The organism is Paludisphaera rhizosphaerae (assembly GCF_011065895.1).
Lineage (GTDB): Bacteria > Planctomycetota > Planctomycetia > Isosphaerales > Isosphaeraceae > Paludisphaera > Paludisphaera rhizosphaerae.
In genome coordinates this window covers 327,786-353,098 of sequence record NZ_JAALCR010000004.1, presented here as the reverse complement: position 1 = coordinate 353,098, position 25,313 = coordinate 327,786, and the positions used below count along the sequence as shown (strand labels likewise).

The following is a 25,313-nucleotide window of genomic DNA, read 5'->3' as shown; positions in this document are numbered from 1 at the left end:
GGTTCCGACCGAGGCGCGCCTTTGGAAAGTTTGACGCAGCGCGGCTGGATCAGAAAGATCCTCCCCCGAGCCGGCGGTTGGAACCGTCGCGAGAATCATGAGCCAACAGTCTGCACGCCGTGCCCTGTTCATCGGGGCCGCGACGAAATCGGGAGGGGCTTCATCGCCGTTTCCTTTCCGTCCGAGCCCCTGACGCGCGTGAGGACCGGAGGGGCGCAGAGATGACGACTGCGAGCTTTTCAGGAAAAGTTCTGCGAATTCTCGCAAATTGTTTGTTGCTTGTTTGGCTTGCTGAGGCTGTCGAATCGGCAGTCGACGCGTCGCCCGTTCGATGCTCCCCGATTGTTCTGGAGGCTTGCGGAGGCCGCAATATCGATATCGCAAATAACGATCGTGCATATGTCGAGTGGATCCGAAAAACGTCCGGCTGGAATGTTAAAGCCGAGTCCATAGGTAGTCATGTCTATGTCCGAGCATGGGTGAAGCCAACCATCTCTTGAATTGAAGATATGCGGTGACTAACTTCACAGCTAAACCCTTGTTTCGATTGCGTGCGACTCAGATCTGCTGCAACGCGACGGGGATTGAATGAGCCATAGTCCTGTGCAATTGGTGTAGCAAAACATTTCGTAGGTGCTCGGAAATAGGCGTCTTTTCGGTGTGTGGCGAGGACGCGTCGCCCGCCGACTCATTCGGTCGTGCGTCCGAGGATGCCGAAGTAGCGATCGCGTTACGTCTTTCCCGGGGGGCTGCGCGCCGTCGTGCTGGACCCTCACGCCGTCTGATGGATTGAGTGTTCGTGCCGAGTGATCCGTAACCACGGAGGTTACACCAGCCGACGCGCCACCTCCTCAGAGTCTTAGAACAGAGCCACGATTGCCAGGTCGAGAACAGCCTGTTTGGCGCAAATCGTTCAATCTTGCCCGTTCCATGCGCCACGCAGGCAGGTCCGGCGCTGCCGGGCTGAGGAGCCAATCAGGCAACACCACCATTTTTGAGAATCGAGATGATCAGGTCGCGCTATCGATGCTCGACCTTACTACGGAAGGCCGATCGGCCCCGTAATTTTGTGCTCGACGTCGAAGCGCAATAGTAAATCCCTCGGCGCAAGTTGGTCATCGACCCGCCCGGAGCGTCTAGCGAAGCACGCTAGCTGCACGGCGAGCGATCCCCTTTCGCGCTTCGCGGCCGCAATACGCTGCGGCGAAGTGAAGCGTCTCGTTCCGCCTCATTCCAGGATTAGCTGAGAGGTGCCCTCCCATGAATTCTCAATACGCAACGATTGGTTCGACGCGAAGTCGGAACGTTCGGAAGCGACGTCGCTCGCAGCGTCCCGACTCCCGTCGCTATCTGAATTTCGACGTGTGCGAGGATCGCCTGGTGATGAGCAATACGCCTCTCGATCTCACCACGCTCGGCTCCAGCGGCGTCATTAACGGGGCTATTTATCGGCAGGGCGAGACCCAGCCGGCGGGCAGCGGAGAGCTGGACTCCTTCGTGAGGGTCCAGAACAGCCCGCAGGAGCAAGGCTTCAATACCGACGGAACGCCGCAATTCGATACGAAATCGGGTGCGTTCACCCACTCCCTAACGCTCAGCGCGGTTCCGCTTGTGAGCATCGACGGCAAGGTGTATCGGGAATTCGTGCTGGACATCAATCAGGAGAAGAACGAACCGCTCCTCTCGTTGGACCAGGTCCAGATCTTCCTCGGAGCGGCCGGGAACCTGACCAGCTATCCAAACCTCGGGACGTTGATTTACGATTCCGGCGAGGAGAACTGGGTTAAGCTCAACTACTCGCTGGCTCCGGGCAGCGGCGGAGCCGACATGTACCTGGACGTTCCCAACGAACTCTTCACCGGGGCCAACCAGTACGTCTACCTCTATTCCCATTTCGGGGCCCAGAATCTGAACGACGGCGATACCGTCGGTTCGTCCAACGACGGCTACGAGGAGTGGGCCACCCCCACGCTTGGTGGAACCACTTCCACGATCACCACCACGATCCACAACGACGCCACCGACACGGTCATTCCGGTCAATAGCGTGGTGCCGGCCGGCACGTCCACGCACGACAGCGCCACGGTGACCGGCAATGGGTCGAAGGTCCCAACCGGCAGCGTGACCTTTACGTTCTACTCGACCATCGACGGTACCGGCCCCTCGGTCGGTGCAGGCACGGTGATGCTCGATCCCAGCGGCGTGGCGCATCCGTCCGACGCCTCGGGCGCCCTGACGCCCGGTTCCTACTCCTATCGGGCCCACTACAACGGCGACTCCACCTATCTTCCGTCGGACAGTGCAGTCGAGCCGTTCACGGTCACCACGATTCAAACGTCACTCGCCACGACCCTGCACAACGCCTCAAACGACGCGGTCGTCCCGATCAACAGCCATGTGTCGCTGGGAACCTCGATCTACGACACTTCGGTCTTGTCGGGCCAGTTAGCCGGATTGCCCGCCACCGGCACTTTGACCTACCAGTACTATACGACGATCGACGGCACCGGGCCGCACACCGACCAGGTGGTGAACCTCAATCCCGACGGTACGATCCCCAAGTCGGCGATCCAGGGCCCGCTCGCGGCTGGTTCCTACAGCTTCATCACCGTTTATAGCGGCGATGTCAACTATCAGTCGACGACGAGCGACGTCGAGCCGTTCATCGTCGACAAGGCGAGGCTGTCCATTTCGACGACGCTGCACGACGCAGCCCACAACGTGATTGCCGAGAACGGCCATGTGTCGTTGGGGACGTCGACTCACGACAACGCGACGGTGACCGGCGCGGTGGCGGGGTTCGCGATTCCCACGATCAGCTTCACGCTCCAGGGCAACTCGATCGGCAGCGGCCCGACCGACGACGGGTTCGACGCGACGTCGGTCGGTAGCAGTCCGCTCGGGGCGGGCAGCTACACCTACAACGCCTCGATCGCCGGCGACGACAACTACATTGGCGCGACCAGCGTCGACGAGCACTTCTTCGTCGACAAGGCGAGGCTGTCCATTTCGACGACGGTGCACGACGCAGCCCACAACGTAATCGCCGAGGGCGCGCACGTGGCGGTGGGAACCAACACCCACGACAACGCGACGGTGACCGGCGCGGTGGCGGGGTTCGCGATTCCCACGATCAGCTTCACGCTCCAGGGCAACTCGATCGGCAGCGGTTCGACCGAGGGCGGATTCAACGCGACGTCGACGGCCAGCGGGGCGCTTGGCGCGGGCAACTACACGTACAACGCCTCGGTCGCCGGCGACGACAACTATTTCGGGGCCGTGAGTGTTGACGAGCACTTCACGGTCGACAAGGCCGACCCGACGATCACGACGCAGGCTTACCCGGTCAGCGGCGTGGTGGGGATCGTGGTCCTCAATGATAAGGCCACTCTCTCCGGTGGTTACATTCCGACCGGCACGATCGTCTTTACGCTCAAGGCGCCCGACAGCAGCATCGTGTACACCAACACGATCACCGTGAACGGGAATGGCGTTTACGATACGAAGACCATGGGGAACAACCCCAGCGGCAAGCTGGCGCTGCAGACCGGCAACTACACGTGGGTAGCCGTGTACAGCGGCGACGTCAACAACAACGGCGCCCAGGACGACGGCGTCAACGAGACGGCCACGGTCCTCGGGGCCCAGGACGGGAAGACGATCGGTTTCTGGGGCAACAAGAACGGCCAGAAGGTCTTGACTGGAAAGACCGGAGGCACGACGTTGCTCGCGAGCTTCTACGACCCGTTGTTCGGCGCCAAAGGCGCGCTGGTCAACCCGTGCGACATGACCAAATCGGTCCTGGTCGATGCCAACGGCAACTACGTGAAGCTCTCGGATCTTAATTCCTACAGCTTCATCAACAACTACCTGCAGAACGCGACGGCCACCAACATGGCGTACATGTTGTCGGCCCAGATGCTTGCGACGGAGTTCAACGTCCTGGCGGGCTATGTGGCCGCCGGCTCGCTGATCTACCTCCCAGCCGTCTCCACGCTCACGGCCAGCCACCTGACCCAGCTTGCGGGCCATGGCTTCACCGGTACCAGCTACACCGTCCAGCAGTTCCTCAACGCGGCCATCCTGGAGCTGATCGCGCATCCCAAGACCATCGCCTCGGGCCCGGACCGGATCTACCAGGAGGCGCTGAAGAACATCTTCGACGCCGTCAACAACAACCAGCCCATCTTCCTCTGAGAGGTTGGGCGATCGTGCTCGTGACAGCCCATGAACCTGGCGAGCGGGCGGAGGCCACGGCCTCCGCCCGGATCGCATCAACGCCCGACGCGGCGGTGCACTTGTGATCGCTCGTCGTGACGCGCGAGCGTCCAGGCACTCCGGCCCTGCGCGGGTGTAGCGTTACAACCTCATCAACCGCGCGGCCTCGGCTTCGAGGCGATCGCTGTAATCGACGGGGTAGCCGGCCTGGGTGTGAAGGGATCTCAGGTCGTCGGGGAGGGCCGCGAGCTGGGCCCGGCATCGGATACGGGCTTCAGCCAGGGAGAGATGGTGGGGGATGGGTTCGCCGCCGCGCATGACCGGCGTTAATAGCGGTTCGAAGCCCTCGGGCGCGGGTTCGTCGGCGCGAGTGACGAGATCGCCGGCGAAGCGGCCGTCGGCGTCGCGGCGGCGGTAGACCTGCTTGGCCATCGGGTACGTCTTCTTGCCAGGGGCGAGCTTGTACCTCCCCCGCCCGTCCAGCTCCACCAACTTGTAGACCATTGAGATCGCCGGCGCGTCGCGTGAGGTGACCAGCTCAGTGCCGATCCCGTAGCCGTCGATCGGCGCGCCGGCAGCGGAAAGCCTCTCCAGCGCCTCTTCGTCCAGGTCGCCCGAGGCCATGATCTTCACGTCGGACCGGCCGGCCTCGTCGAGGATCGCCCGCGAACGCGCGGCGAGCTCGCCCACGTCGCCGCTGTCGATCCGGACGGCCGAGTTCGGCGGCGCGATCGATGCGGCCTTCCGGACGCCTTCGAGCGTGTCGTAAGTGTCGACCAACAGCGTCGTCGTGTTGGGGAAGACCCGGGCGTACGCCTCGAACGCCTCGGCCTCGGTCGGGAACGACTGGACCCACGAGTGGGCCATCGTGCCGACGCACGGGATGTTCAGCAACCGTGCGGCCTCGACGTGGCTGGTGGAATCGAAACCCGCCAGGTAGGCCGCCCGCGCCGCCAGCAGCCCGGCCTGGGGGCCGTGGGCGCGGCGGGCGCCGAACTCGAACAACGACTTCCCTCGCGCGGCCAGGACCACCCGCGCGGCCTTCGAGGCTACGAGCGTCTGGTATCCCAGCGAGGCCAGCAGGAACGTCTCCACCCACTGCGCCTGCGGGAGGGGGGCCGTCACGCGGACGAGCGTCTCGCCCGGGAAGACGATGGTCCCCTCGGGGACGGCGAAGACGTCTCCCTCAAACCGGAAGCGGCGGAGGGTCTCGAAGAACGTGGCCGGCTGGCTCTGGAACGCCGGCCAGCGGCGGAGTGCTTCCACTTGCTCGTTCGAGAAAGCCAGCCGCGACAGGTCGCCGATCGCCTGTTCCAGCCCGGCGAAAACCAGAAACGACCGGTTGGGCGGGAACCGGCGGACGAAAACCTCGAACGTCGCGGACTGCCCCCCCATCCCCTCGGCCAGGTAGCCGGCCAGCATCGTCAGTTCGTACAGGTCGGTGATCGTACCCAGGGCGTCCGGGTCGGGCCAAAGCGACGGGAAGAGCGGAAGCGAGATGCCCATCAGCGGACTCCCGGACGGGGACGGAACAACCAGAGCGGCGCGTCGGCCTCTCTCGGCCGCGGACGAGCCGCTGCGCCGGGGTCGACGTCCAGCTGCGTCGGCAGGTTCAGCGATGTAGGATATTCGCCGACCCGCTCCCAACCTTGCGACAGCCTCGCGACGAGGCCGTCCACGTCACCAGATTGACGGAGCTGCGCTGCGTCCACAAGGGCCCACGCGCCGCCGGGAACGCGCAGCAGACCCTCGACGTCCGGCTCAACCCGCGCCGCCGCACGGCCTCCTATATAGAAGGAGACTGGAGGCCGCGCCAGCACCCGGAGGCCCGGCGCGGCCTCGGGGAGATCGGCCAACGCGCGGGAGGTCGATGTCCGGAGCGAATCGCTCGGGGCGAGCAGCCCTGCCCTGTCGCCGACCTTCCCGAACAGGGGCCCCATCAGGAACGTCTGCACGACCGCCGCTACGCAGCAGGCAAGGACGAACGGAGTCCGCCATCGAGGCGCCTCGGCAGGCCGGATCAACTCGCCGACGATCCCCGCCACGGCGATCCACCCCAGCGCCTGGATCGGCAGCCATAACCGCGCGTAAGGATGATAGAACGGTGTCAGGACTGACAGTCCGACCCACGCCACGGCCAGCAATCGAAGTCCCGGCGAGGCGTCGCGCCAGGCGAACGCCGCGAGCGCCAGGCCGATCCACCAGAGGGTGGTCGGTGCAACGACCGTCGCGGCGCCGAGGACGAGCAAAGGGATCACGGCCTTCCCCCCTCGCGGGGGAAGGTGGCCCGAAGGGCCGGATGAGGGGGCGACCGGATTCGGAAGCGCATCCGGCGCGGAGTCTTCAATCCGACGCCGATCCCCCCTCATCCGGCCGCTGCGCGGTCCCTCGCTTTCTCCATTCGTCGGCTCCCCTGCTCCAACGATCCAGATCCCCACCGCGGCCGCGACGACCGCCGCCAGGTTCCACGAGAAACCGCCGGAGAGGACGCTCGCCTGCTCAATCTGCAAGGCCCAGTGCGGCAGCCAGCTTGCGGGCGTCCCCATGTAGCCGCGATGGTGCGCCATGAGCCCGGCGTAGCCGCCGTGGGTCTCGACGAACCGATACCAGGGGGCGTAGACGATCGCTGCGACCACGGCCGCCAACAGGCCCCATCCCCAGACCCGGCGCTGGTCGGCGGTCGTTCGTCGGGACGGATCGAGGATCGTGATCGCCGCTGCGGTCAGCATCACGGCGATCCCCACTGTCCATCCGCTGTACTTCACCAGTTGCGCCAGCCCGGTCGCCAGGCCGAGCAGCACGGCCGTCGCGGGGTTGGGCTTTTCGAGAAAGCGCTGGGCGGCAATGAGTCCCAACAGCCAGGCCAGGGTGAACGTCGCGTCGGTCAGCGCCATCCTTGAGAAGGCGACATGAAAGCCTGAGAGCGCAGCCAGGGCCGAGGCCGTCGCGCCGGCCCCCGGCCCGAAGGTCCGCCGCGCCAGCCAGGCCGAAACCGGAACCGCCAGCGTCCCCGCGATGATGGAAACGAGGATGGCCGCGGCGTCGCTCGGGCCGAAGACCAGGTAAAAGAGCCCGATCAGGAAGGGGAATCCTGGAGGAGCGTAGGGGACCGCGATCGGGTCGAGCCCTCCCGGCCGCAAGGGCCAGAGGCCGGCGATTGCGTAGATCCCCTCGTCGAAGTGGACCAGGCCGAGCTTCCCTAGCCCCCAGATTCGAATGAGCAGTCCGAGAGCCGTCATGGCGGCGACGAGCGTCCATTCACGGCGATGGGGGTGATGCGAACGGGCGGGGGCTGCTGGGCTCATGGCCGACGATTCTATCGAATCGCACGCCCCAGCGGTGATTTCCTCGGTCCGCTGGCCTCGAATCCCACCTCCTGGAGAGGTACTCGTCTGTGGTCTAGATGTTCACGAGCGCGACCAACCGCGCGAGAGACAAAAAGAGGCGTTCAGCCCCCGCGTGGTCGGTGATTGTTGTACTATGGAATTGAGGCGGGCGACTGCGGACGGCAACGCCCCAGGGGCCGGAAGGGTCGGCCCGAGGAACCCATCCCGGAGGCGGTCATGCCCGACGCAAGTTCCGACGCGTTCCTGGAAGGTCAAGGAATCCCCGTTGCTCTGGCCAGGATCGACTCCACGCTGGAACAGCTTTGGGGGCCGGCGGCCGAGCGCGTGGGGGGGCCCGAACTGGAGAACCCGACCGTCACCCGGGTCGTTCTGGCGAACCTCGTCGTCGAACGGCTCACGCCCGACGCCGAGTCGCTGCGCCCGGTCGTCGAGACCGTCGTCGGCCGATTCCCCTGCCGTGCGATTGTGATCCGCGAATCGGATTCGACCGACCGCAAGGTCTCGGCGGAGGTCTCCGCCGTCTGCAACCTCCCCGAGCCGGGGACGCCTCAGGTCTGCTCGGAACGGATCGTTCTGAAGGCCGGGCCGGACTCATTGGACCTCCTTCCCGGCGCGGTGCTGTCGCTGCTGGAAGCCGACCTGCCGATGATCCTCTGGTGGACGACCGACCCCACCACCCACGAGCCCCTCTACCGCGCCCTCGCCGCGGAGAGCAGCCGGATCATGCTCGACCTCCCCGACCCCGGCGCCTCGCTGGCGGCCCTTCGGCTGGGGCTCGACGCCAACATCGGCCGCTGCCGACGCGACGCCGTCTGGTACGGCCTGACCCACTGGCGGGAACTCGTCGCTCAACTCTTCGACTGCACGACCCACCGGAAGAGTCTGGAACGGATCGACGGCGTCAAGATCGAGGCGCTCTCCCCCGACCCCTCCTCACCGCCAAGGCTGGCTCTCTGGCTCGCCGCCTGGCTCGCCGGGCAACTGGGCTGGGAGCGATGGGGGACGCCGGAACTTAAGACCGCGGACGGCGGCTCGACGTTCCACACGTCGTTCCAGGGGCCGGAGGGACCGATCGGTCTGGAGATTCACACAGGCCCCCTCCCGAACGGACTCCCCTCCACGTCCCGGCTGTCCGCCGTTTCGCTCTCCTCGCGATGTGACGAGGGGCCGGAGACGTTCCGCCTGGAACGTCCGGCGCCGGAGTCTCCGGACGTGCGCATTCACGTCGACGCCCCGGGATATTGTCGGCTGCCGAACACCGTCCGAGCCGACATCCTTGATCCCGCCCAGCGTGTGGCCGCGGCCCTGGAGCTTTCGCGGTTCGATCCGGCCTTCGAGAAGGCCGTCCCGTTTCTCCTCTGGATGCTTGAGCACGCCTCCGCGGCCCGCCCCTGAATCCCCGTCTCCACCCTTTCCGGACCCGAGGACACTCCGCGATGACCGCCAGCACCCCCGAGTTCGAGCTGATCTCCCTGAATATGGTTGGAGACGTGGCGGTCGCCCAGGTGACCGCGCACGAGCTGCGGTTCCCCGCCCAGGCGCAGGCGCTCTCGTACGAGCTGGGACTGGTGATCGGCCAGGAATGGGCCGCCAAGACGCTCATCGACTTCAGTCGAACCGCCTACATCGGCAGTACCGCCTTCGCCGTCCTCGTGGGAGTCATCAAACGGGCGGCTGAACTCGGACACTCCGTCAAGTTCTGCGGGATGACCCCGGACGTCCGAGTCGGCGCCGACATCATCGGCCTCGACCGCCTCGCCGAACTCTACGAGACCGAAGCCGAGGCCCTTGCCGCCTTCGCCCAGCCCGCTGGAACCGACCCGACGTTCCTCCGCTGACCGACGACGCGGTCGCTTGGGTGGGGTTCATGGTTAATTCCGATTAACACTTGCCGAGGCGTTGGTCCGGTTCCAGCCTGGTCCCAGAGCATGGCAAACGGCGCAAATCCTGGCGGTCAGGCTGTCTCTCGTTGTCGCAAAAGCTGATCGAATAACGGATTAGAAAACAATTCTCTCTCTCGGCGGCGAGCCTCTTGGGGCGATCGGCGCACCACGCCTCGGACGGCCTCGCCGTCGCTCGGGCTCGCACCTCGAAGCGCCAGATGCTTGACTCGGGCGCAGGCCGGTTCTAGGCTGATCCTCGCGACGGATCGTCATGAATCGATTCGTTGCCGTCCCGGCTTCGACGAGGTCGACGTCGGGACGCCGGCCGTATCGGAGGCGACAGGTCGTGCCGTCGCCTCGCCCGGTTTGATCGCTTGATTCGGATCTGTGCGCCTGCCATGGCCCCCAAGGGGCCGATGTCGTCGGCGCGCGGATTGCGATGCGTCAAACCCACGCCATTAGAGTGAGAGAATGTTCATAATTAAATTCGTTTCAGCCCGGCGGGCGAGGCCCTTCCTCGCCGTCGCGGCTCTGAGCGTCGTTGCGCTCACGGCGGGATGCGGCGACTCCGCGCCGACGGGGACGACCGTCGAAATGCCCAGCAGCTTCCTCGAAGACGCGCGACGATCCGACGCGGCCTACGACGCCGCCGCCAAGTCCAAGGGGAAGCGGTCGAGTCCGGAGCCCACGTCTCCCGGCGCGCCCGGCTCCTGAGCCGGCCGCCTGTTCTCGCCTGCCACCCGGATCGTCGAGCCTTCAACCGACAAGGAACGCACCATGAACTCGAATCCGAAGCCGCGCGGCTTCACGCTCATCGAGCTGCTCGTCGTCATCGCCATCATCGCCGTGCTGATCGCCCTGCTCCTCCCCGCCGTCCAGGCGGCGCGCGAGGCCGCCCGGCGGTCGCAGTGCATCAACAATCTGAAGCAGATCGGCCTGTCGCTTCACAACTACCATTCCACCCACGACTCCTTCCCGATGGGGGCGTCGCGGACGTTGAGCACTCCGGCCGGCGTGATCTATGGCTGGAACAACTGGAGCGTCCAGGCGCTGCTGCTCGGCGGCCTGGAGCAACAGGCCCTGTACAACGCCGCCAACTTCCAACTGGCCGTCTGGCACGACGGCCGGACGCCGTTGGGCTACTACGGCAATCGGACCGTCTTCGACACCCGCCTGGCGGCCTTCCTCTGCCCGTCCGATCCGTCGGGCGGCCGGGTGAACATCAACAATTACATGGCGAGCATCGGCCCCAACTCTCAGGGGGCCAGCCAGGGAAACGACGCCGGCACCGGCCCCGGCGGTCCCGGGCTCTTCACCTTCCACAAATCGTACGGCATCCGGGACTGCATCGACGGCTCCTCGAACACGATCGCCTTCTCCGAGGCGTGCACGTCCTCCGGGTCGAACGACAACACCGTGTTCCCGCGGAACGGGGTGGTGAACGTCGGGGCCTCGGCCGGTTCTGGCATGGCCAACGTGCAGTCCAATCCGGCGGCCATCAAGACGTTCATCGACGCATGCGACGCGAAGTGGCAGGCGGGGACTCCCAACAACGACTTCAAGACGTCAATCGGGGTCCGTTGGGCGATGGGGACTCCGTCTTGGTCCCTCTTCTCCCCGATCCTTCCGCCGAACGCCCGGGTGAAGACCTGGGGATCGTGCCGGAACGACTGCGCCGCCTGCGGCACCGACGGTTCCCAGATCGTGAACTCCTCCAGCATGCACTCCGGAGGCGCCAACGTCTGCCTCGGCGACGGCAGCGTGAAGTTCATCAAGGACTCCACCAACCAGACCGTCTGGTGGGCCCTCGGAACCCGAGCCGGTGAAGAAGTCATCTCGGCGGACAGCTACTGATTCAGCGCGGTCGAGGGGGCTTCCGGCTCGACCAGGCTCCGATACGCGAACGGCGGCCGGGACGCTTGCCTCCCGGCCGCCGTTTTCGTGCGCTCGGTCTCTTGATGAGTTCTGACGCTTGTGCACGTTCGCTTGCGGTCGATGCGCTAGAGCCGCCTGGTGAGCATGCACCCTACGCACCGCCTCGCGCACATCGGATCGATACGCCGGGAGGCGTCGACGACCCCGAATGGCTTCGTTCGTCGTCCCCTTCTCGCGCTGAGGCGGTCAACGACCCTGGCTCAAGCCGAATCTTTTCCTCTGGTGAGCGAAAGCACTATGTCGGCCTACTCACGATCCGCCTTTGATGGACTGTTTGAAGATCGATTCGGTCTGATGAGGTTAATAGCGATTCGTTAGAGGTTGAGGGCCAGTTCGATCGTTGGTTGATGGGGAAAGTAGCCCTGCTTTCTGCGGATACTCCAGCAGGAAATCCTGCCCTCTTAACCGGCAATGTCGCCTATGCACACAAGCGACGAACATCGCCTGCCCGATTGTTGTTGCTTTCTTGTATACAACACGCTAGCTTCTGGATGTCTGGCTTCTTCTTTTACTGTCGTGCAAAGCCTGGCGTCGACTGACAACCATGATTTCGCTCTTCGCCTCCCGTCCCGGTTGAACCGGGGGCTTGGTGAGGTCGGGGTGATGCGATCGCGGACTTGCCCTCGCTAACGAACCTTACGCGAGGTCGAATGCGATGGCCCCCTGCCTTTTCCTCCTGAATACCGGCGCGTGACCATCCTAAAAGGGTCCTCGATGCCAAGATCAACGGGCACCAGGCGGGGCAATGCCGCCCGTGCTTGGGTTCGGCGAACGTCCCCGTGCAATCTAGCTGGCATGCACTCCCTTGTGTAAGCAAGCATTAAATCATACACTTTGGGCGCGAGGTCGTCGTGCTCAACAATTGTTTCTCCGTTGTGAACCCCGTCATCCGACGGGGCGGGGTAGCGATCACTCGATTTGGGAGGCATGGAATGCAGCGAAGGCGGTTTCTTCAGTCGGCGGCGCTGTTCGGCGTTGCGGCGACCCTTGGATTCTCGGGTTGCTCCTCGGACGTCAATACGCCCGAGACCGACGAGGGTCGGAAGGCGGACGACAAGGCGGTCCAGGACTCGGCCGCGGCCAATGACAAGGCCGGTGGCGAGGCCAATCGGCGCCTCAAGTCTGCACGCTAATCTTGCTCGGGTTCCAGGATCCATAACTCATGGGGCTGCGGCCCTATCTCATTCCGCGGAGAACCATCGGGTCATGAAAATCATTAAGCCTCGTCACGGTTTCACCCTGATCGAATTGCTGGTGGTGATCGCGATCATCGCCGTCCTCATCGCTCTCCTACTGCCGGCCGTCCAGGCGGCGCGTGAAGCCGCCCGGCGATCCCAGTGCATCAACAACCTGAAGCAGATGGGCCTGGCGGCGGCGAACTACGAGTCGTCGAACCAGAGCTATCCGTTGAGCAACGCCACTAACGTTTACGGCAACTCCGCCGGCTCGCTGACCGTCGTCAGCAGTTGGGCGAACTGGAGCGGCCAGGCGATGATGCTCCCATTCATGGAGCAGACGGCTCTCTACAGCGCCGCCAACTTCATGATGAACCCGGGAACGGCTACCGGCTTCGGCCAGGCCTGGTACACGAACACGACGGTCAACAACACGATCGTCAGCTCCTTCCTCTGCCCGTCCGACGGCCAGACGGCTTCGAACACCGGTGCCAAGCGCATTAACAACTACTACGGGTCGTACGGCGTGACGACGGACATCTGGGGCAGGACGGGCAACATCAACAGCACCGGCGTCTTCGCCCACCTCGTGGCCTATGGCATCGGCTCCGTGACCGACGGGACCTCGAACACCATCATGTGGAGCGAAGGCCTTACCGGTGCCACGACGCCTAAGGGCAAGCGGACGGCAGTCGGCGCCACGCCCCTCACCCAAGATTACGACCCCCGCGTCATCATCAACGGTGGCCAGGTTCTCAACACGAACGCCCAGACCACTCTGACCGCCTGCAACACCGCCTTTGCCACCGGAACCGCAATCTCCGACGGCCGGGGGGCCTTCTGGGCCGTCGGCTCGCCCGGGTACACGTATTTCAACACGGTCCTCACCCCCAATCAGCAGTGGTCGAGCTGCCGAACCGACGGCAATAACGGGCCGGACTACGCCAGCTTCATCAACGCCAACAGCAACCACTCCGGCGGGGTCAACGTCGCCTTCTGCGACGGCAGCGTGAGGTTTCTCAAGGACTCCATCGCGCAGACCGTTTACTGGGCGCTCGGCACCAAGGCCGGCGGCGAAACCGTCTCCAGCGACGCCTACTGATCTGAGGCCGTCGAGCCCGTTCCGCGGGCTCGACGGACCTTCGAAACACGAACGGCGGCCGGGTCTCAGGCGACCCGGCCGCCGTTTTCATTTTCACATACTCTCCGTTAGCGTCCCCCGGGTCATTGACCTCGGACCGACGGATGTCGGGCTCGAAAAATTTCCAGTTCGCCTAGGCCTCAGAGTCGTCCGTCCCGTCCCTTTCATGGATCGATGCCGCCTAGTCCGCCGTCCGAGTGGCGATGCGAGGCAGGCGACCGAAGGGCCGATCCGTCGCGAACCAACAATGGTTTAAAAGTTTAAAATCGAGGTTTATGCTTGACAGGCGCTTCGGGGGGCCATATTAAGGTGGTGCTTTGGTGGATAAAAGTGATCGCATCGCTTTTATCGCTGGGCGAATTTGACAACAACTCGATTCTCATCAGGAGATTTGCAATGCGATTCCCCCTCTCCCGTCGCAATCGCAAGCCCAACAAGCAGTATGTCCCTGGGTTCGTAAACTTCCATTCGTCCCTCGCGCTTGAGCGGAGAGAGATGGCTGCTACGATCTTTTCTCTCACGAACGCTCCGGGCTCTGGTGCCTTATCAGGCTACATGACGTCGAGCGCCGATGCCTGGACAGGCCCCGACAACCTGGCAAGTTCTGGTATTTTGTACATGGATCCGGTGACTCTTAGTCTACCTGGAGATGGAACAACGATTTCGCATTCTTCTTTCGCCAACTTCGTTAGAACTTATGAGATGCGTTTTGATGATGATTACAACGAATATTACGTCCCAGATCTCCTCGTCTCGGAAGCCGCGTGCTCCAAAACGACACTGACGGGTAACGGCTATTCCGGAATCGAAGTGGATTCCAGGTTGCACACCGCAGATTCATTCACAGTGCTCAACCCTGGAACCTATTTTTTGAACACGGGGACATTCGGCGTCCCAACGGACGGGCCGTTTGCGCTTGCCAACGCTTATTCGACAGCACCAGTTTGGTATCAAGCCGCTAATCCGGGGGCCTCGGTGACTGTTTCCCTGAGTGCAACGCTCTCGCCGTTGCACTCAGGTTTCGACCGGTATGTGACCCTCGACATCGAGTCATCGTATATAGACGTTCATTATGACAGCTATACTCACACCGGGTTGGTGGTTACAGACCATGACACCGGTACCGTTCTCTATAGCGATCCATCGTTCGGGGACTTGAGTGTCGCGAGCACAGTGGACGTCAGTTACTCCTACTCTGCCAAGGAATACACCTCGCTTCAGTATAGTGGCGGACTTAGGACAGGCCCGATAAAGGTCGTCACCCCGGCCGATGGGACGCTTACTGACTCGCAGGCCACATGCTTCCACTGGGATTTCCAAATCCAATCCTGACGTCAATGTCACCCTCGCTTCGAGTACGGTTGGCACGTAGCCCCCGACTTGGCTCCGGCCGCCGGGCCGGACGAATCCTTCGAAACGCGAACGGCGGCCGGGTCTCAGGCGACCCGACCGCCGTTTCCTTTTGCGCTCGATCCGATCGCTCAGCGGGCCGGGACGCTCGTGCAGGGGGTCTTGCGGTCGATCCGCTTGAGCAGGCCGGTGAGGACGCGGCCGGGACCGACTTCGTAGAAGGTGTCGAAGCCGTCGGCCAGCATCCGGCGCATCGACTCATCCCAGCGGACGCCGTGCAGGACCTGAGTGACGAGGATCCGGCGGATCGCTTCCGGGTCGTCGTGCGGGGCGGCGTCGACGTTGGAGTAGACCGGGATCCGCGGGGCGCGGACTTCGACGCGGGTGAGGACCTCCGCGAGCTGCTCGTCGGCCGGCTTCATCAGGGGGGTGTGGAAGGCACCCGCCACCGCCAGGCGGACGGCCTTCATCGCCCCCAGCTCCTGGGCCACGGCCTCGACCCGTTCCATCGCCGAGGCGTCCCCGGAGACGACGATGTTGCCGGGGCCGAGCATGTTGGCCTTCCAGATCCGGCCGTGGGGCTCGATCTGAGCGCAAAGCTCGTCGACCTTGGCCTCGTCCAACCCCAGGACGCCGACCATGCCGCTCGGCGAGGCGTTGGAAGCCGCCTGCATCGCCTGGCCGCGACGGCGAACCACCTCCAGACCGGCCTCGAAGTCGAGCGCCCCGGCGAACGTGAGCGCCGTGTATTCGCCCAGGCTGAGCCCGGCGGCCCCCTGGCAATTCGCGACGGCCTCCGGGTTGGTCTGCTTCAGGCTCTCGAGCGCGGCGAGGCTGGCGACGAAGATGGCCGGCTGGCTGACGTCGGTCGCCTCCAGGGCCTCGGCGGGCCCCTCCAGGCAGAGCTTGCGGAGGTCGAAGCCCAGCACCTCGGCGGCGCGGTCGAACAGGGAGCGGACGGCCGGAAGTTCGGCGTCAAGCTCACGGCACATGCCGACGGCCTGCGCGCCCTGGCCCGGGAAGAGGAAGGCGATCTTGGACATGGGGGCCTCAGACAGGATCTCACTAGGTGAAGGATTGGCGGTCCGACGGTCCTCCCCCCTCGCGGGGGAAGACAGATCGCGAAGCGATCAGAAGAGGGGGACTTGCGACGGAGGTCTGCTCAGCGGTTGGCTTTCAATCGGGTGCCATGGCCACGCTTGCGTGGCCATGACCCGGCGTAGGACGACCGCGCGACCGTCGCCGATCACGTGGCCACGCAAGCGTGGCCACGGCACCCAGGCGGCTGGCTCTCGGTGCGACGCCGATCCCCCCTCATCCTTCCCCCGCGAGGGGGGAAGGCCATTCGTCGCGCCGCCTGCACCTGGATGAGACTGACGCTCGGTGTTCGGACGAAAGTCAGGCTTTGGGCGCGTCGCCCAGGGTCGCCCCGAGTTGGTCGACGATCTTGGCGTTGATCCGGTCGGCGGCCATCAGGTCGGCGACCCGCAGCGCGTTCTTGATGGCGCGGGCCTTGGACGAGCCGTGGCAGATGATGCAAGCCCCGCGGATCCCCAGCAGCGGCGCCCCGCCGAATTCCTCGTACTCGAATCGAGACTTGAGGGCCTTGAGGCTGCCGGCGAGCTTCATCCCGACCTCGGGGGGGAAGTCCGGCAGGAGCCGGGCCAGGTCTTCCTTGAGGGCGGCGAAGAGGAACTCGACGGCCCCCTCCCCCGCCTTCAGGAGCACGTTGCCGACGAAGCCGTCGCAGATAACGACGCGGACGTGGCCTTCGTAGATGTCGCGGCCCTCGACGTTGCCGACGAACCGGGAGGCCCAGGGCCCGTCCTCGAAGAGCTTCCGCGTCCCGCGCGTGAGGTCGGTCCCCTTCTCTTCCTCGGAGCCGACGTTGAGGATGCCGATCCGGGGCTCAGTGATCCCCAGGATCTCCTCGGCGTAGATGGAGCCCATCAGGCCGTACTGATAGAGGTCTTCCGGCTTGGGGGCCATGTTGGCGCCGACGTCGATGATGACGATCGGGCCCTGGTGCGACGGGAAGATCGCCGCAATCCCCGGCCGACGGACGCCCGGCAGGAACATCTTGGCGCGTTCGCCCGCGAAAAGGGCGGAAGCGACCATCGCGCCGGTGTTGCCCGCCGAGACGATCGCCTGAACCTCGCCGGCGGCCATCAGGCCCCAGCTTTTGGAGATGGAGTTGTCGCGCTTCTTGCGCAGGGCCTCGACCGGCTTCTCGTCCATGCCGATCGACTCGGCGGCGTGGACGATCGGCAGCCGATCGCGGGGGGCGTCGGGGGCCTTCTGCAGTTCGGCCTCAATCCGCTCGCGGTCGCCGACCAGCACCGTGACCAGGTCTTCCCGGTCTTGCACCGCTTCCACCGCGCCGGCGACGATCGGTCCGGGGGCGTAATCCCCCCCCATCGCGTCCAGGGCAATCCGCATCGTCGATCTCCCGAGTTCCCCGCCCGCCCTTCGGCCTCGCGGTCGCCGAAACGACGGCGGGATGCACGACCCGACTCCCTCGCCCGGTCCGCACCCCGAAATCGACGTCCCGAAAGTCCGGCCGGCCGCCGACTTCGCGGCGAGCGTCGGCTCCTCATCTCTTGTTCCATCAGCGTTCGCGAATCAAACCGCCACCCATCGTAAGAAGAGCTTCCCACAGCTGTCAAGCCGCCGTCTCCCCCCTCGCGGAGATCGCCAACGGTCTCGATTTCGATGATTTTTGTCGCCAAAGTTACGATCGGAAGTCCAGGTTGATATGCTAGACCCTGCCGAAGCTTGGCCAGCGAACGATGAGGCTGAGTTAAGGCTCATATCACAAGTCATCTTCTCATGGCAGGAATGTGAAAATTGGCTCATCTTGCATCTTCGACGTTATGGGCGTGAAGAATGCAGGCTAGAGTCAAATGTGGAGCATCGGCGTGGACGATCGGGCGGCCTGGTCGCTCAGGGAGACCTTGCCGGTCGTCCTGAGTCGGCGATGTTCAGGTGCGATCTACCCCCTATGAGACTCTCCTTGATTCGGTGCGAGCTTGTGAGGATGAAATGTTGGGTTTTGTTGTGCTTTACCGCGAATTTTTTAGGTTTCGGGGAGGCTAATCGAAGATGCTGCGTGCCCTCGGATCCTGGAGGATTGAGCAGGATCGGCAGGCCTCGGGGCGCTTCAAACGGCCTCGGTGGAGTTTGTTTCGGCTTGCCTCGCGAAGGAATGCATGCACATCCGTGACCCTCGATGTCCGACCGGCTGGACGCGGGAGAGCGAAGCTGGTTTGGAACCTCGGGGGAAGCATGACCCAAGAAGGGGGGGCCTACGCCATGGCAGGTGACGGCGTTACGGCCGAGGGCCCACGTATTTTGATCGTCGCGGAGCACGCGTCGGCGCAATTCGGTGGAGAGGCGATCCTGCCCCTGCACATCTTTCGGCGGTTGCGCAGGCGCGGATTCGACGTCCGGCTCGTCGTCCACGGACGATCTCGCCGAGAGTTGGAGGCGTTGTTCCCCGACGATCTGGATCGGCTCCACTTCATCTCCGACAGTTTGACGCACTACGTGCTTTACCGGCTGGGAATCTGGCTGCCGGATCGGATCAGCTATTTCAGTACGGGGCATCTCAGCCGCCTGCTGACGGCGCTGGCCGCGCGGCGGCTGGCGCGGCGGCTCGTTCAGGAACATAAGATCGACGTGGTTCATCAGCCGATCCCCGTCTCTCCGCGGGAACCGTCGATGCTCTACGACCTCGGGGCGCCGGTGGTCATCGGGCCGATGAACGGCGCGATGTCGTATCCGCCCGCCTTCCAGTCGCGGCAATCCGCGTTTGTGACGGCCTATCTCTCCTTCGGCCGATTCGTCTCCGGCATCCTGAACCGGGTGATGCCGGGGAAGCTCAAGGCCGACGTCCTCCTCGTCGCCAACGAGCGGACGCGGGACGCCCTGCCGTCGGGGACCCGCGGAAGCGTTCAGACGATGATCGAGAACGGGGTCGACCTGGCCGTCTGGTCGCCTCCGGAGACCCCTCCCCCGTCCGGCGGGCCGCTCCAGGCCGTCTTCGTGGGCCGCTTGATCGATTGCAAGGCGGTCGACCTGCTGCTGGAATCGTTCCGTAATCTCGTGTCGACCACGCCGGCGAGACTCGTCGTGGCCGGCGACGGCCGGTTGCGGTCGCGACTGGAGCGTCAGGCGGCCGAAATGGGCCTGGCCGACGTCGTGAAGTTCGTCGGCTGGCTGACGCAGGAGGACTGCGCGGAACTTCTGCGGCGATCGGACGTGCTGATCCTGCCGAGCCTCCACGAATGCGGCGGCGCCGTGGTCCTGGAAGCGATGGCGACGGCCCTGCCGGTCGTGGTCGCCGACTGGGGAGGGCCGGCGGACTATGTCGACGAGACGTGCGGCGTGCTTGTCCCGCCCACCTCGCGCGAGGAGTTCATCGCCGGGCTCACCTCGGCGCTCGATCGACTCGCGCGTTCTCCCGAGCTTCGGCGGCAGCTCGGACGCGCCGGCCGTGATCGGATCCTCCGCGAATACGACTGGGACGAGAAAATCGATCGGCTGTTGGAGGTCTACGAGCCTCTGGTGCGCGCACGCCGAGTCTGGAGCCGATCGTGACGCAGGAGACGAACGAAGAGGCGTCTGTCAGCGGGGAGGGACGTCTCCGAGTCGGCCTGATCCTCAGTGGAGCCGTCCAACCGCGCTGGCGTCGCAAGCTAATCAAAAGCCTCGTCGACTCGCCTGATTGCACGCTGGCCGCTCGAGTCGTCTCGGTCGTACCGCCCGCCGAGTCGGCCCGCCAGGGCCTCTTCGGCCTCTATTGTGAACTGGACCGCCGTCGCTTCGGCGGCGGAGCCAGGGCCGTTGAACCGGTCGACGCTTCCGACCTTCTCGCCCACGTCCCGGTCGTGGAGCCGGAAGCTCTTCGCGAACTGAAACTCGACGTTCTGCTTTGCCTGGCCCCCGAGTCGACGGCGGCGTTCGCAGTCGACGCCGCCCGGTTCGGCGTCTGGGCGATCCGGCTGGACGGCGCCGAGTCTGAGAGCCCGACCGCCGCCGCGGCGCGGGCGGTGCTCGGAGGCTCTCCGACAGCGTCGGCCTCGCTCGTCCGCCTTGACGGCGGGCCGATCCTCGAGGCGCGGCTCAAGACCGACAGGCTCTCGACGCATCGACATCTGGACCACCTTGCGAACGTGGCCGCCGAGTTCGTCCCCCGGGCTCTGGCGAGGCTCAGGAGCGAGGGCCGTCTCCCCTCCCCCGCGGACTCTCCGAGCCAGCCCCCGACGATCTCCGAACCTCCAGCAGCCGCTGAGACGACCCGGCTTGCGACGGCGTTCGGCGGCCGGTTGGCCGCGGAAGGGTTGCGCCGGGCCTGGCGGCGCGACCAGTGGGTGTTGGCTTACTCGATGAACGGAACCTGGAGCGGCGGTCTGCCCGACCTCTCGTCGCTTCGGCTCCTTTATCCTCCCGCCGACCGCTTCTGGGCCGACCCCTTTCCAGCACGGATCGACGGTCGAAACTACATCTATTTCGAGGACTACCCCTACAGCACGCGCCGAGGCGTCATTTCGGTCCTGGAGATCGACGACCAGGGCCAAGCCGGACCGTCTCGCCTCGCGCTGGAGACCGACTTCCACCTCTCCTACCCCGTGATTCTCCCGTGGGAGGGGGCGATCTACATGATCCCCGAGACCTCCCAGAACGGCCGGGTCGAGCTCTATCGCTGCGAGGGAGCGCCTGACCGCTGGGTCTTCGATCGGGTCCTGATCCCGGACGTGCGCGCGGCCGACTCGACGCTCGTCGAACACGGCGGCCGATGGTGGCTGTTCGCCTGCATCCCGGCGGAGGGGGCTCATAACGACGTCGAGGAGCTGCATCTCTTCCACGCACCGAGCCCGATGGGGCCCTGGCGACCGCACCGTTGCAATCCCGTGAAGTCGGACGTGTCGTCGGCTCGTCCTGCCGGGGGCCTGTACCAGGTGGACGGGGTCTGGCACCGACCTGCGCAGGACTGCACGTTCGGCTACGGGCACGCCATGGTCGTGAACCGGATCGTCCGATGGGACGTGGATGGCTACGAGGAGGTCGAAGCCGGCCGGATCGAGCCGGACTGGGCCCCGGGCCTCGACCGAACCCACACGTTCAACGCCCTCGGCTCCTTCTTCACGGCCGACGCCCGCATCTCTCGCCCTCGGCTCGGGGGGGCAGGATAAACGCTGCGATCGAGCCGGAGTTGGATGATGGACGCGCGGCCGCCGACGGCGGCGATGGATCGGTGAGAAGCCTCGAAACGTGACGGCTCAGGCGCGGATCCGGCGACGGGCTGGGCGTCGGGCGATGGGGCCCAGTTCCACGCGAAACATGGCTTCGGGATGGAGCCGTCGACGGGCGGCGTCGCGAACCTGCTCCGGCGTCACCGCGGCGACGCGCGCGGGCCATGTTCTGGGCTCGTCGAGGGGAAGGCCCAGACGTTCCAGGTCGACGAGTCGCTCCGCCCGCTGTTCGACGGTTTGAAGCTCAAAGAGCGCAGCACCGCCGAGATACCGCTGGACTCGCGCCACTTCCTCGTCGGAGAAATCGCCGACGTGGACGGCGCGGACCTGCTCGGCGACGGCGGCGACGACGCGGTCGGCCTCGTCGGGCATGGTGCCGGCGTAGATCCGAAAGAGGCCCGGCAGCACGTCGGCCGAGTCGGTCGCTCCGCCGCCGATGCTGTAAACGAGGCCCATCTCATCGCGGACGATCCGCCCCAACCGATCGGAGAAGCCCGGACCGCTCCCCAGGATGTGGTCCAGGATGAGCAAAGGGTCGAAATCGGGATCGTGGCGAGTGATCCCCCGATGTCCCAGAACGATGTGCACCTGTTCGCCAGGGTAGTCGATCCGTCGGGACCTTGGCCGGCCGATCGCCGGCAGCTCGGGCCACTCGGGGAGAGCCTCCCCGAACGATTTCCAGCCTCCGAAGTGGGCTTCGACCAGCCGGCGGAGCCGGGTCGGGTCGAACTCGCCGACAACGACGAGGCAGGCGTTCTCGGGCGAGAAGTGGCGTCGGTGGTGGGCGACCACGTCGTCTCGAGTGAGTCGCCGGAGGTCGCGAACTCCGCCGCGGTAGTCGCGTCCCAGCGGGTGGTCGCCGTACACGAGGCGGCGAAATTCCTGATCGGCGCGGAAGGCGGGGTCTTCCAGGTCGGCCTTCAACTCGCCGATCAATCGCTGCCGGGTCCAGTCCAGAGCCTGTTCCGGGAAGGCGGGACGGCGGGCGACGTCGGCGAGGACCTCCAGCCCCAGGGCCAGGTCTTCCGATCGGGTTCGCAGCGCACTCCAGGCCGAACTAAGCTCCAGCGAGCCGCCGACGTCCTCGATCGCCGCCGCGATCTCCTGGGCGGAACGCCCTTCGCTCCCCTCCTCCATCATTCGGCTCGTCAGGGCGGCGACGCCGGGAGCGGCTTCGCGGACCCACCCGCCCTCGACGTAGAAGTCGACGGCCGCCACGCCTACGCCCGGCCGCCGCTCATGGATGACGCGCAGGCCGTTCGCGAGGGTGAACCGTCGAGGGTGGTAGTCGACGAGCTTCGGTCGAACGGCGACGGCCGGCGCGTGGAGGTCGGCGGCGAAGCTCGGCGGAGGGGCAGGCGCGGGGCTCACTCCCCTGCTCTTACGCACCGAGCCGGAGCGACCCGTGAAGGCCGGCGCGTCGTCGGACCGAAGGAGCCAACCGGAGGTGAGGTTGGACTCGACGAGGTATTTCGCGGCGACGCGGCGGACGGCCTGTGCGTCCACGGCGAGCGCGGCGGCATGCTCGGCCTGCCAGTCCCGCCAGTCTCCCCACAGAGCGGCCTCGCCGACGCCGCTGGCCAGAGCGAGCAAGTCCTCCTGGTCCCAGCGCCACCCGGCTTCGAAGCGGTTGCGGACGCGCCGCATTTCCTCATCGGTCGGACCGTGGGCGGTCAAATCGGCGATGATCTGGAATACGGCCGCCTCGACCTCGGTGGGGTCGATGCGGTCGTCGGCGGCCTCAAGCTGTACGAGAAACTGGCCGCCTCGCCTTCCCGGCGCCTGAAGGGCTTCCACCCAACCGGCGAGGCGATGATCCTCCACCAGCGTCCGCCAGAGCCGGGAGCGTCGGCCGGCGGAAAGGACGTCCGCCAGGACCTCGAGCGCCGGGGCGTCCGAATGCTGCGAGGCGACGGAGTGCCAGCCAAGAATGGCGCGCGGCAAGGCGTCGGGTTCGGCGAGGACGAACGATCGGCGGCCCGCCTGCGGCGGTTCATCGTCGATCGGGCGAATCGGCCGGATCCGCGAGGAAGCCGTGCCGCCCAGCCGTTCCTCGACCCGGGCGAGCACCCGGTCAGGGTCGATGTCGCCGGCGAAGACCAGGACGGCCCCGTCAGGTCGGTAGTGCCGACGATAAAACGCCTCCAGGTCGGCCGCCGTGATCGACGCCAGATCGTGCGGCCAGCCCAGGACCGGGTTCCGGTAGGGGTGCCTCAGATACGACAGCGCCTGGTGTTGCTGGTCGAGCCTCGCCAGCGCGGATTCCACGTCCCGAGCGCGTTCCTCGCCGATGACCTGGCGCTCGGCTTCGACCTCGCGAGGGTCGAAGCAGGCGGAGGTCATACGGTCCGCCTCGATCTCCAGGGCCAGCTCCCACTGGTCGGCGGGCAGGGAGAACCAGTAGTGGGTGCGATCTTCCCCCGTATCGGCGTTGGCCTGGCCGCCGGCCACAAATGCAAGCTGGTCGATGCTTCCCTTGGGAAACCGATCGGTTCCCTTGAAGAGCATATGCTCCAGGAAGTGCGCGATCCCCGTCTTGCCGGGAGGCTCGTCGAACGAGCCGACCGGATAAAAGAGGTCGCAGACGACGATCCGGACCCCTTTGCGCGGTAGAACGAGAACCTTCAATCCGTTCCCCAGCACGCGTTCGAAAACCGGCTGGGAACCCACCCTTGCGGCGGTGGAGTGAGATTTGAGCCGTCGAGCCATTTCGGTGCGACCCTTTCCATCCTTCGGTCGGAGGATCGGCTGGGGGCGTCGCCGGCCGAAGCCCTGCGTGCGTTCCCCGGAAGGGGCGGCCCCGTGACGGAGCAATCTCCGTCCCGGCCCGCAGACATGCTCCATTGTAGCATCCCCCCCGCTCCGACGCGCCCCCCGCCCGGGATTCGATGCCCGTTGTGTGTTCATCTTCCTCGCGCTTGTACTACCATCCTGGCGGCGGGGTCGTCATGATGGTGGAGAGAGCGGTACGGTTCGTGCACGACGCGGTTTCTCTGCCCGTCGTCGTAGCGCGGGCCGGCGGCGAGGCCGCCGCATTTGGACGCAATGGAGAAGATGCCGCTCAACGGCGCGCGTGTTCGGTCTGGAGCCCGCTGTCATGACTTCCGACTCGCGCCGGGGCGTCAGCCTGATCGAAGTGCTGGTGGTCGTCTTCCTCGTCGGCTTCCTGCTCGCCCTGCTCCTCTCGGCGTTGATTCACGCGCGCGAGGCCGCCCGACGAACCCAATGCGCGTCGAACCTCAAGAACGTGGGCCTGGGGCTGAACCACTTCATCAGCACTCGGGGGACGCTACCTTCAGGGGTCGGCGAGCAGTCGGTCCTCTGGTCGATCCTCCCCTTCATCGGCGAGGAGCCGAGGTACAGTCCGGGCGTTGACGGAAAGACGATCGCGGTTCCGGTCCCTTCCGTCTACCTTTGCCCCTCGGACTCGGCTCGTCGCGATCCCGACTCACGGTTCGCGACGAATTACGCGGGCAACGCTGGCGTCGTCGCGCGCAATCCTCCGGGAGCCTGGGAAGGCGTCTTCGCCGAGACGCCGATCGCGGCCAGAGACGTGACCGACGGCCTGAGCTTGACGGTCGCCGTCTCGGAATGGATCGTCGGGGACGGCGATCGCTATCGGGCTTCACGGCTCGGTTCGATCCACATTCTCGACGGCGAATTCCCGGATACTCCGGGGGGCTTCGACCACTTCCAGCGTTCATGTGAGGCGATCTCGGGCCGAGATCCCGGCCCTGCCCTCATGGCGTTCAAGGGAGCCTACTGGTATAGCGGGCATCTGGGGGCCTCGCTCTATACTCACGCCCTCCCCCCCGATCAGCCCTCTTGTCGCGCCGTTCCCGACCTCAATGCGATCACGGCCGGCAGTTTGCACGGCGGCGGCGGCAACGTCCTGATGCTGGACGGCACCGTCCGGTTCGTGAAGGATTCGATCGCGCACGACGTCTGGCGGGCGCTCGCCACCCGGGCGGGCGGCGAAGCCGCCATCGGCGACTACTGATCGCCGTCGT

16 protein-coding genes are annotated in these 25,313 nt (G+C 65.4%); 11 read left to right on the top strand and 5 right to left on the bottom strand.

Features of this window, described 5'->3' with window-relative positions:
- The first annotated feature begins 1,383 nt into the window (after positions 1–1,383).
- Positions 1,384–4,197 carry an Ig-like domain-containing protein gene (locus G5C50_RS07470; protein WP_165067187.1) on the top strand — a complete coding sequence of 938 codons (2,814 nt, stop codon included), beginning with the start codon at positions 1,384–1,386 and terminating at the stop codon, positions 4,195–4,197.
- A 162-nt stretch (positions 4,198–4,359) separates the two neighbouring features.
- Here G5C50_RS07470 and G5C50_RS07465 read toward each other — a convergent pair whose 3' ends face one another.
- Positions 4,360–5,724 (bottom strand): nicotinate phosphoribosyltransferase, encoded by a 1,365-nt coding sequence (locus tag G5C50_RS07465; RefSeq protein ID WP_165067184.1) that lies wholly within the window; start codon positions 5,722–5,724, stop codon positions 4,360–4,362.
- The gene (locus G5C50_RS07460) at positions 5,724–7,523 is read right to left on the bottom strand and encodes an ArnT family glycosyltransferase (protein ID WP_165067181.1); all 1,800 of its coding nucleotides are present in this window, start codon (positions 7,521–7,523) and stop codon (positions 5,724–5,726) included. The genes G5C50_RS07465 and G5C50_RS07460 overlap by 1 nt, the downstream gene beginning before the upstream one ends.
- A gap of 258 nt (positions 7,524–7,781) precedes the next feature.
- Here G5C50_RS07460 and G5C50_RS07455 point away from each other — a divergent pair, with 258 nt between their 5' ends.
- The 7 genes from G5C50_RS07455 to G5C50_RS07425 all read left to right on the top strand — a co-directional run bounded on the left by G5C50_RS07455 (position 7,782) and on the right by G5C50_RS07425 (position 15,031).
- A complete protein-coding gene (locus tag G5C50_RS07455) occupies positions 7,782–8,960 on the top strand; it encodes a glucose-6-phosphate dehydrogenase assembly protein OpcA (protein WP_165067178.1) in 1,179 nt (392 codons plus the stop codon).
- A gap of 41 nt (positions 8,961–9,001) precedes the next feature.
- A complete protein-coding gene (locus tag G5C50_RS07450; RefSeq protein ID WP_165067175.1) occupies positions 9,002–9,403 on the top strand; it encodes an STAS domain-containing protein in 402 nt (133 codons plus the stop codon).
- Between the two features lie 516 nt (positions 9,404–9,919).
- On the top strand, positions 9,920–10,162 hold the full coding sequence (locus G5C50_RS07445) for a hypothetical protein (protein WP_165067172.1): 243 nt from the start codon (positions 9,920–9,922) through the stop codon (positions 10,160–10,162).
- Between the two features lie 63 nt (positions 10,163–10,225).
- Positions 10,226–11,302 carry a DUF1559 family PulG-like putative transporter gene (locus tag G5C50_RS07440; protein ID WP_165067169.1) on the top strand — a complete coding sequence of 359 codons (1,077 nt, stop codon included), beginning with the start codon at positions 10,226–10,228 and terminating at the stop codon, positions 11,300–11,302.
- 1,013 nt (positions 11,303–12,315) lie between these two features.
- Positions 12,316–12,516 (top strand): hypothetical protein, encoded by a 201-nt coding sequence (locus tag G5C50_RS07435; RefSeq protein ID WP_165067167.1) that lies wholly within the window; start codon positions 12,316–12,318, stop codon positions 12,514–12,516.
- 73 nt (positions 12,517–12,589) lie between these two features.
- Complete coding sequence (locus G5C50_RS07430) at positions 12,590–13,660, top strand: DUF1559 domain-containing protein (RefSeq protein ID WP_165067164.1); 1,071 nt, start codon at positions 12,590–12,592, stop codon at positions 13,658–13,660.
- Between the two features lie 318 nt (positions 13,661–13,978).
- Entirely contained in the window at positions 13,979–15,031 is a 1,053-nt protein-coding gene (locus G5C50_RS07425; protein ID WP_165067161.1) for a hypothetical protein, read from the top strand.
- Between the two features lie 149 nt (positions 15,032–15,180).
- Here G5C50_RS07425 and fabD read toward each other — a convergent pair whose 3' ends face one another.
- Together fabD and plsX are read right to left on the bottom strand one after the other, a co-directional pair.
- A complete protein-coding gene (fabD, locus tag G5C50_RS07420; protein ID WP_165067159.1) occupies positions 15,181–16,092 on the bottom strand; it encodes an ACP S-malonyltransferase in 912 nt (303 codons plus the stop codon).
- A gap of 355 nt (positions 16,093–16,447) precedes the next feature.
- Entirely contained in the window at positions 16,448–17,488 is a 1,041-nt protein-coding gene (gene plsX, locus G5C50_RS07415; protein WP_165067156.1) for a phosphate acyltransferase PlsX, read from the bottom strand.
- Between the two features lie 846 nt (positions 17,489–18,334).
- Here plsX and G5C50_RS07410 point away from each other — a divergent pair.
- The gene (locus G5C50_RS07410; RefSeq protein WP_206107611.1) at positions 18,335–19,648 is read left to right on the top strand and encodes a glycosyltransferase family 4 protein; all 1,314 of its coding nucleotides are present in this window, start codon (positions 18,335–18,337) and stop codon (positions 19,646–19,648) included.
- The gene (locus G5C50_RS07405) at positions 19,645–21,243 is read left to right on the top strand and encodes a glycosyl hydrolase 43 family protein (RefSeq protein WP_165067153.1); all 1,599 of its coding nucleotides are present in this window, start codon (positions 19,645–19,647) and stop codon (positions 21,241–21,243) included. Before G5C50_RS07410 ends, G5C50_RS07405 begins: the two co-directional genes overlap by 4 nt.
- 87 nt (positions 21,244–21,330) lie before the next feature.
- Here the strand turns inward: G5C50_RS07405 and G5C50_RS07400 are convergent, their stop codons facing one another.
- Positions 21,331–24,012: a M16 family metallopeptidase gene (locus tag G5C50_RS07400; protein ID WP_165067150.1), complete on the bottom strand. Its 2,682-nt coding sequence runs from the start codon at positions 24,010–24,012 to the stop codon at positions 21,331–21,333.
- 388 nt (positions 24,013–24,400) lie between these two features.
- Between G5C50_RS07400 and G5C50_RS07395 the strand changes: the two genes are divergently transcribed.
- A complete protein-coding gene (locus G5C50_RS07395; RefSeq protein ID WP_165067273.1) occupies positions 24,401–25,303 on the top strand; it encodes a DUF1559 family PulG-like putative transporter in 903 nt (300 codons plus the stop codon).
- The last annotated feature ends 10 nt before the right edge of the window (positions 25,304–25,313 follow it).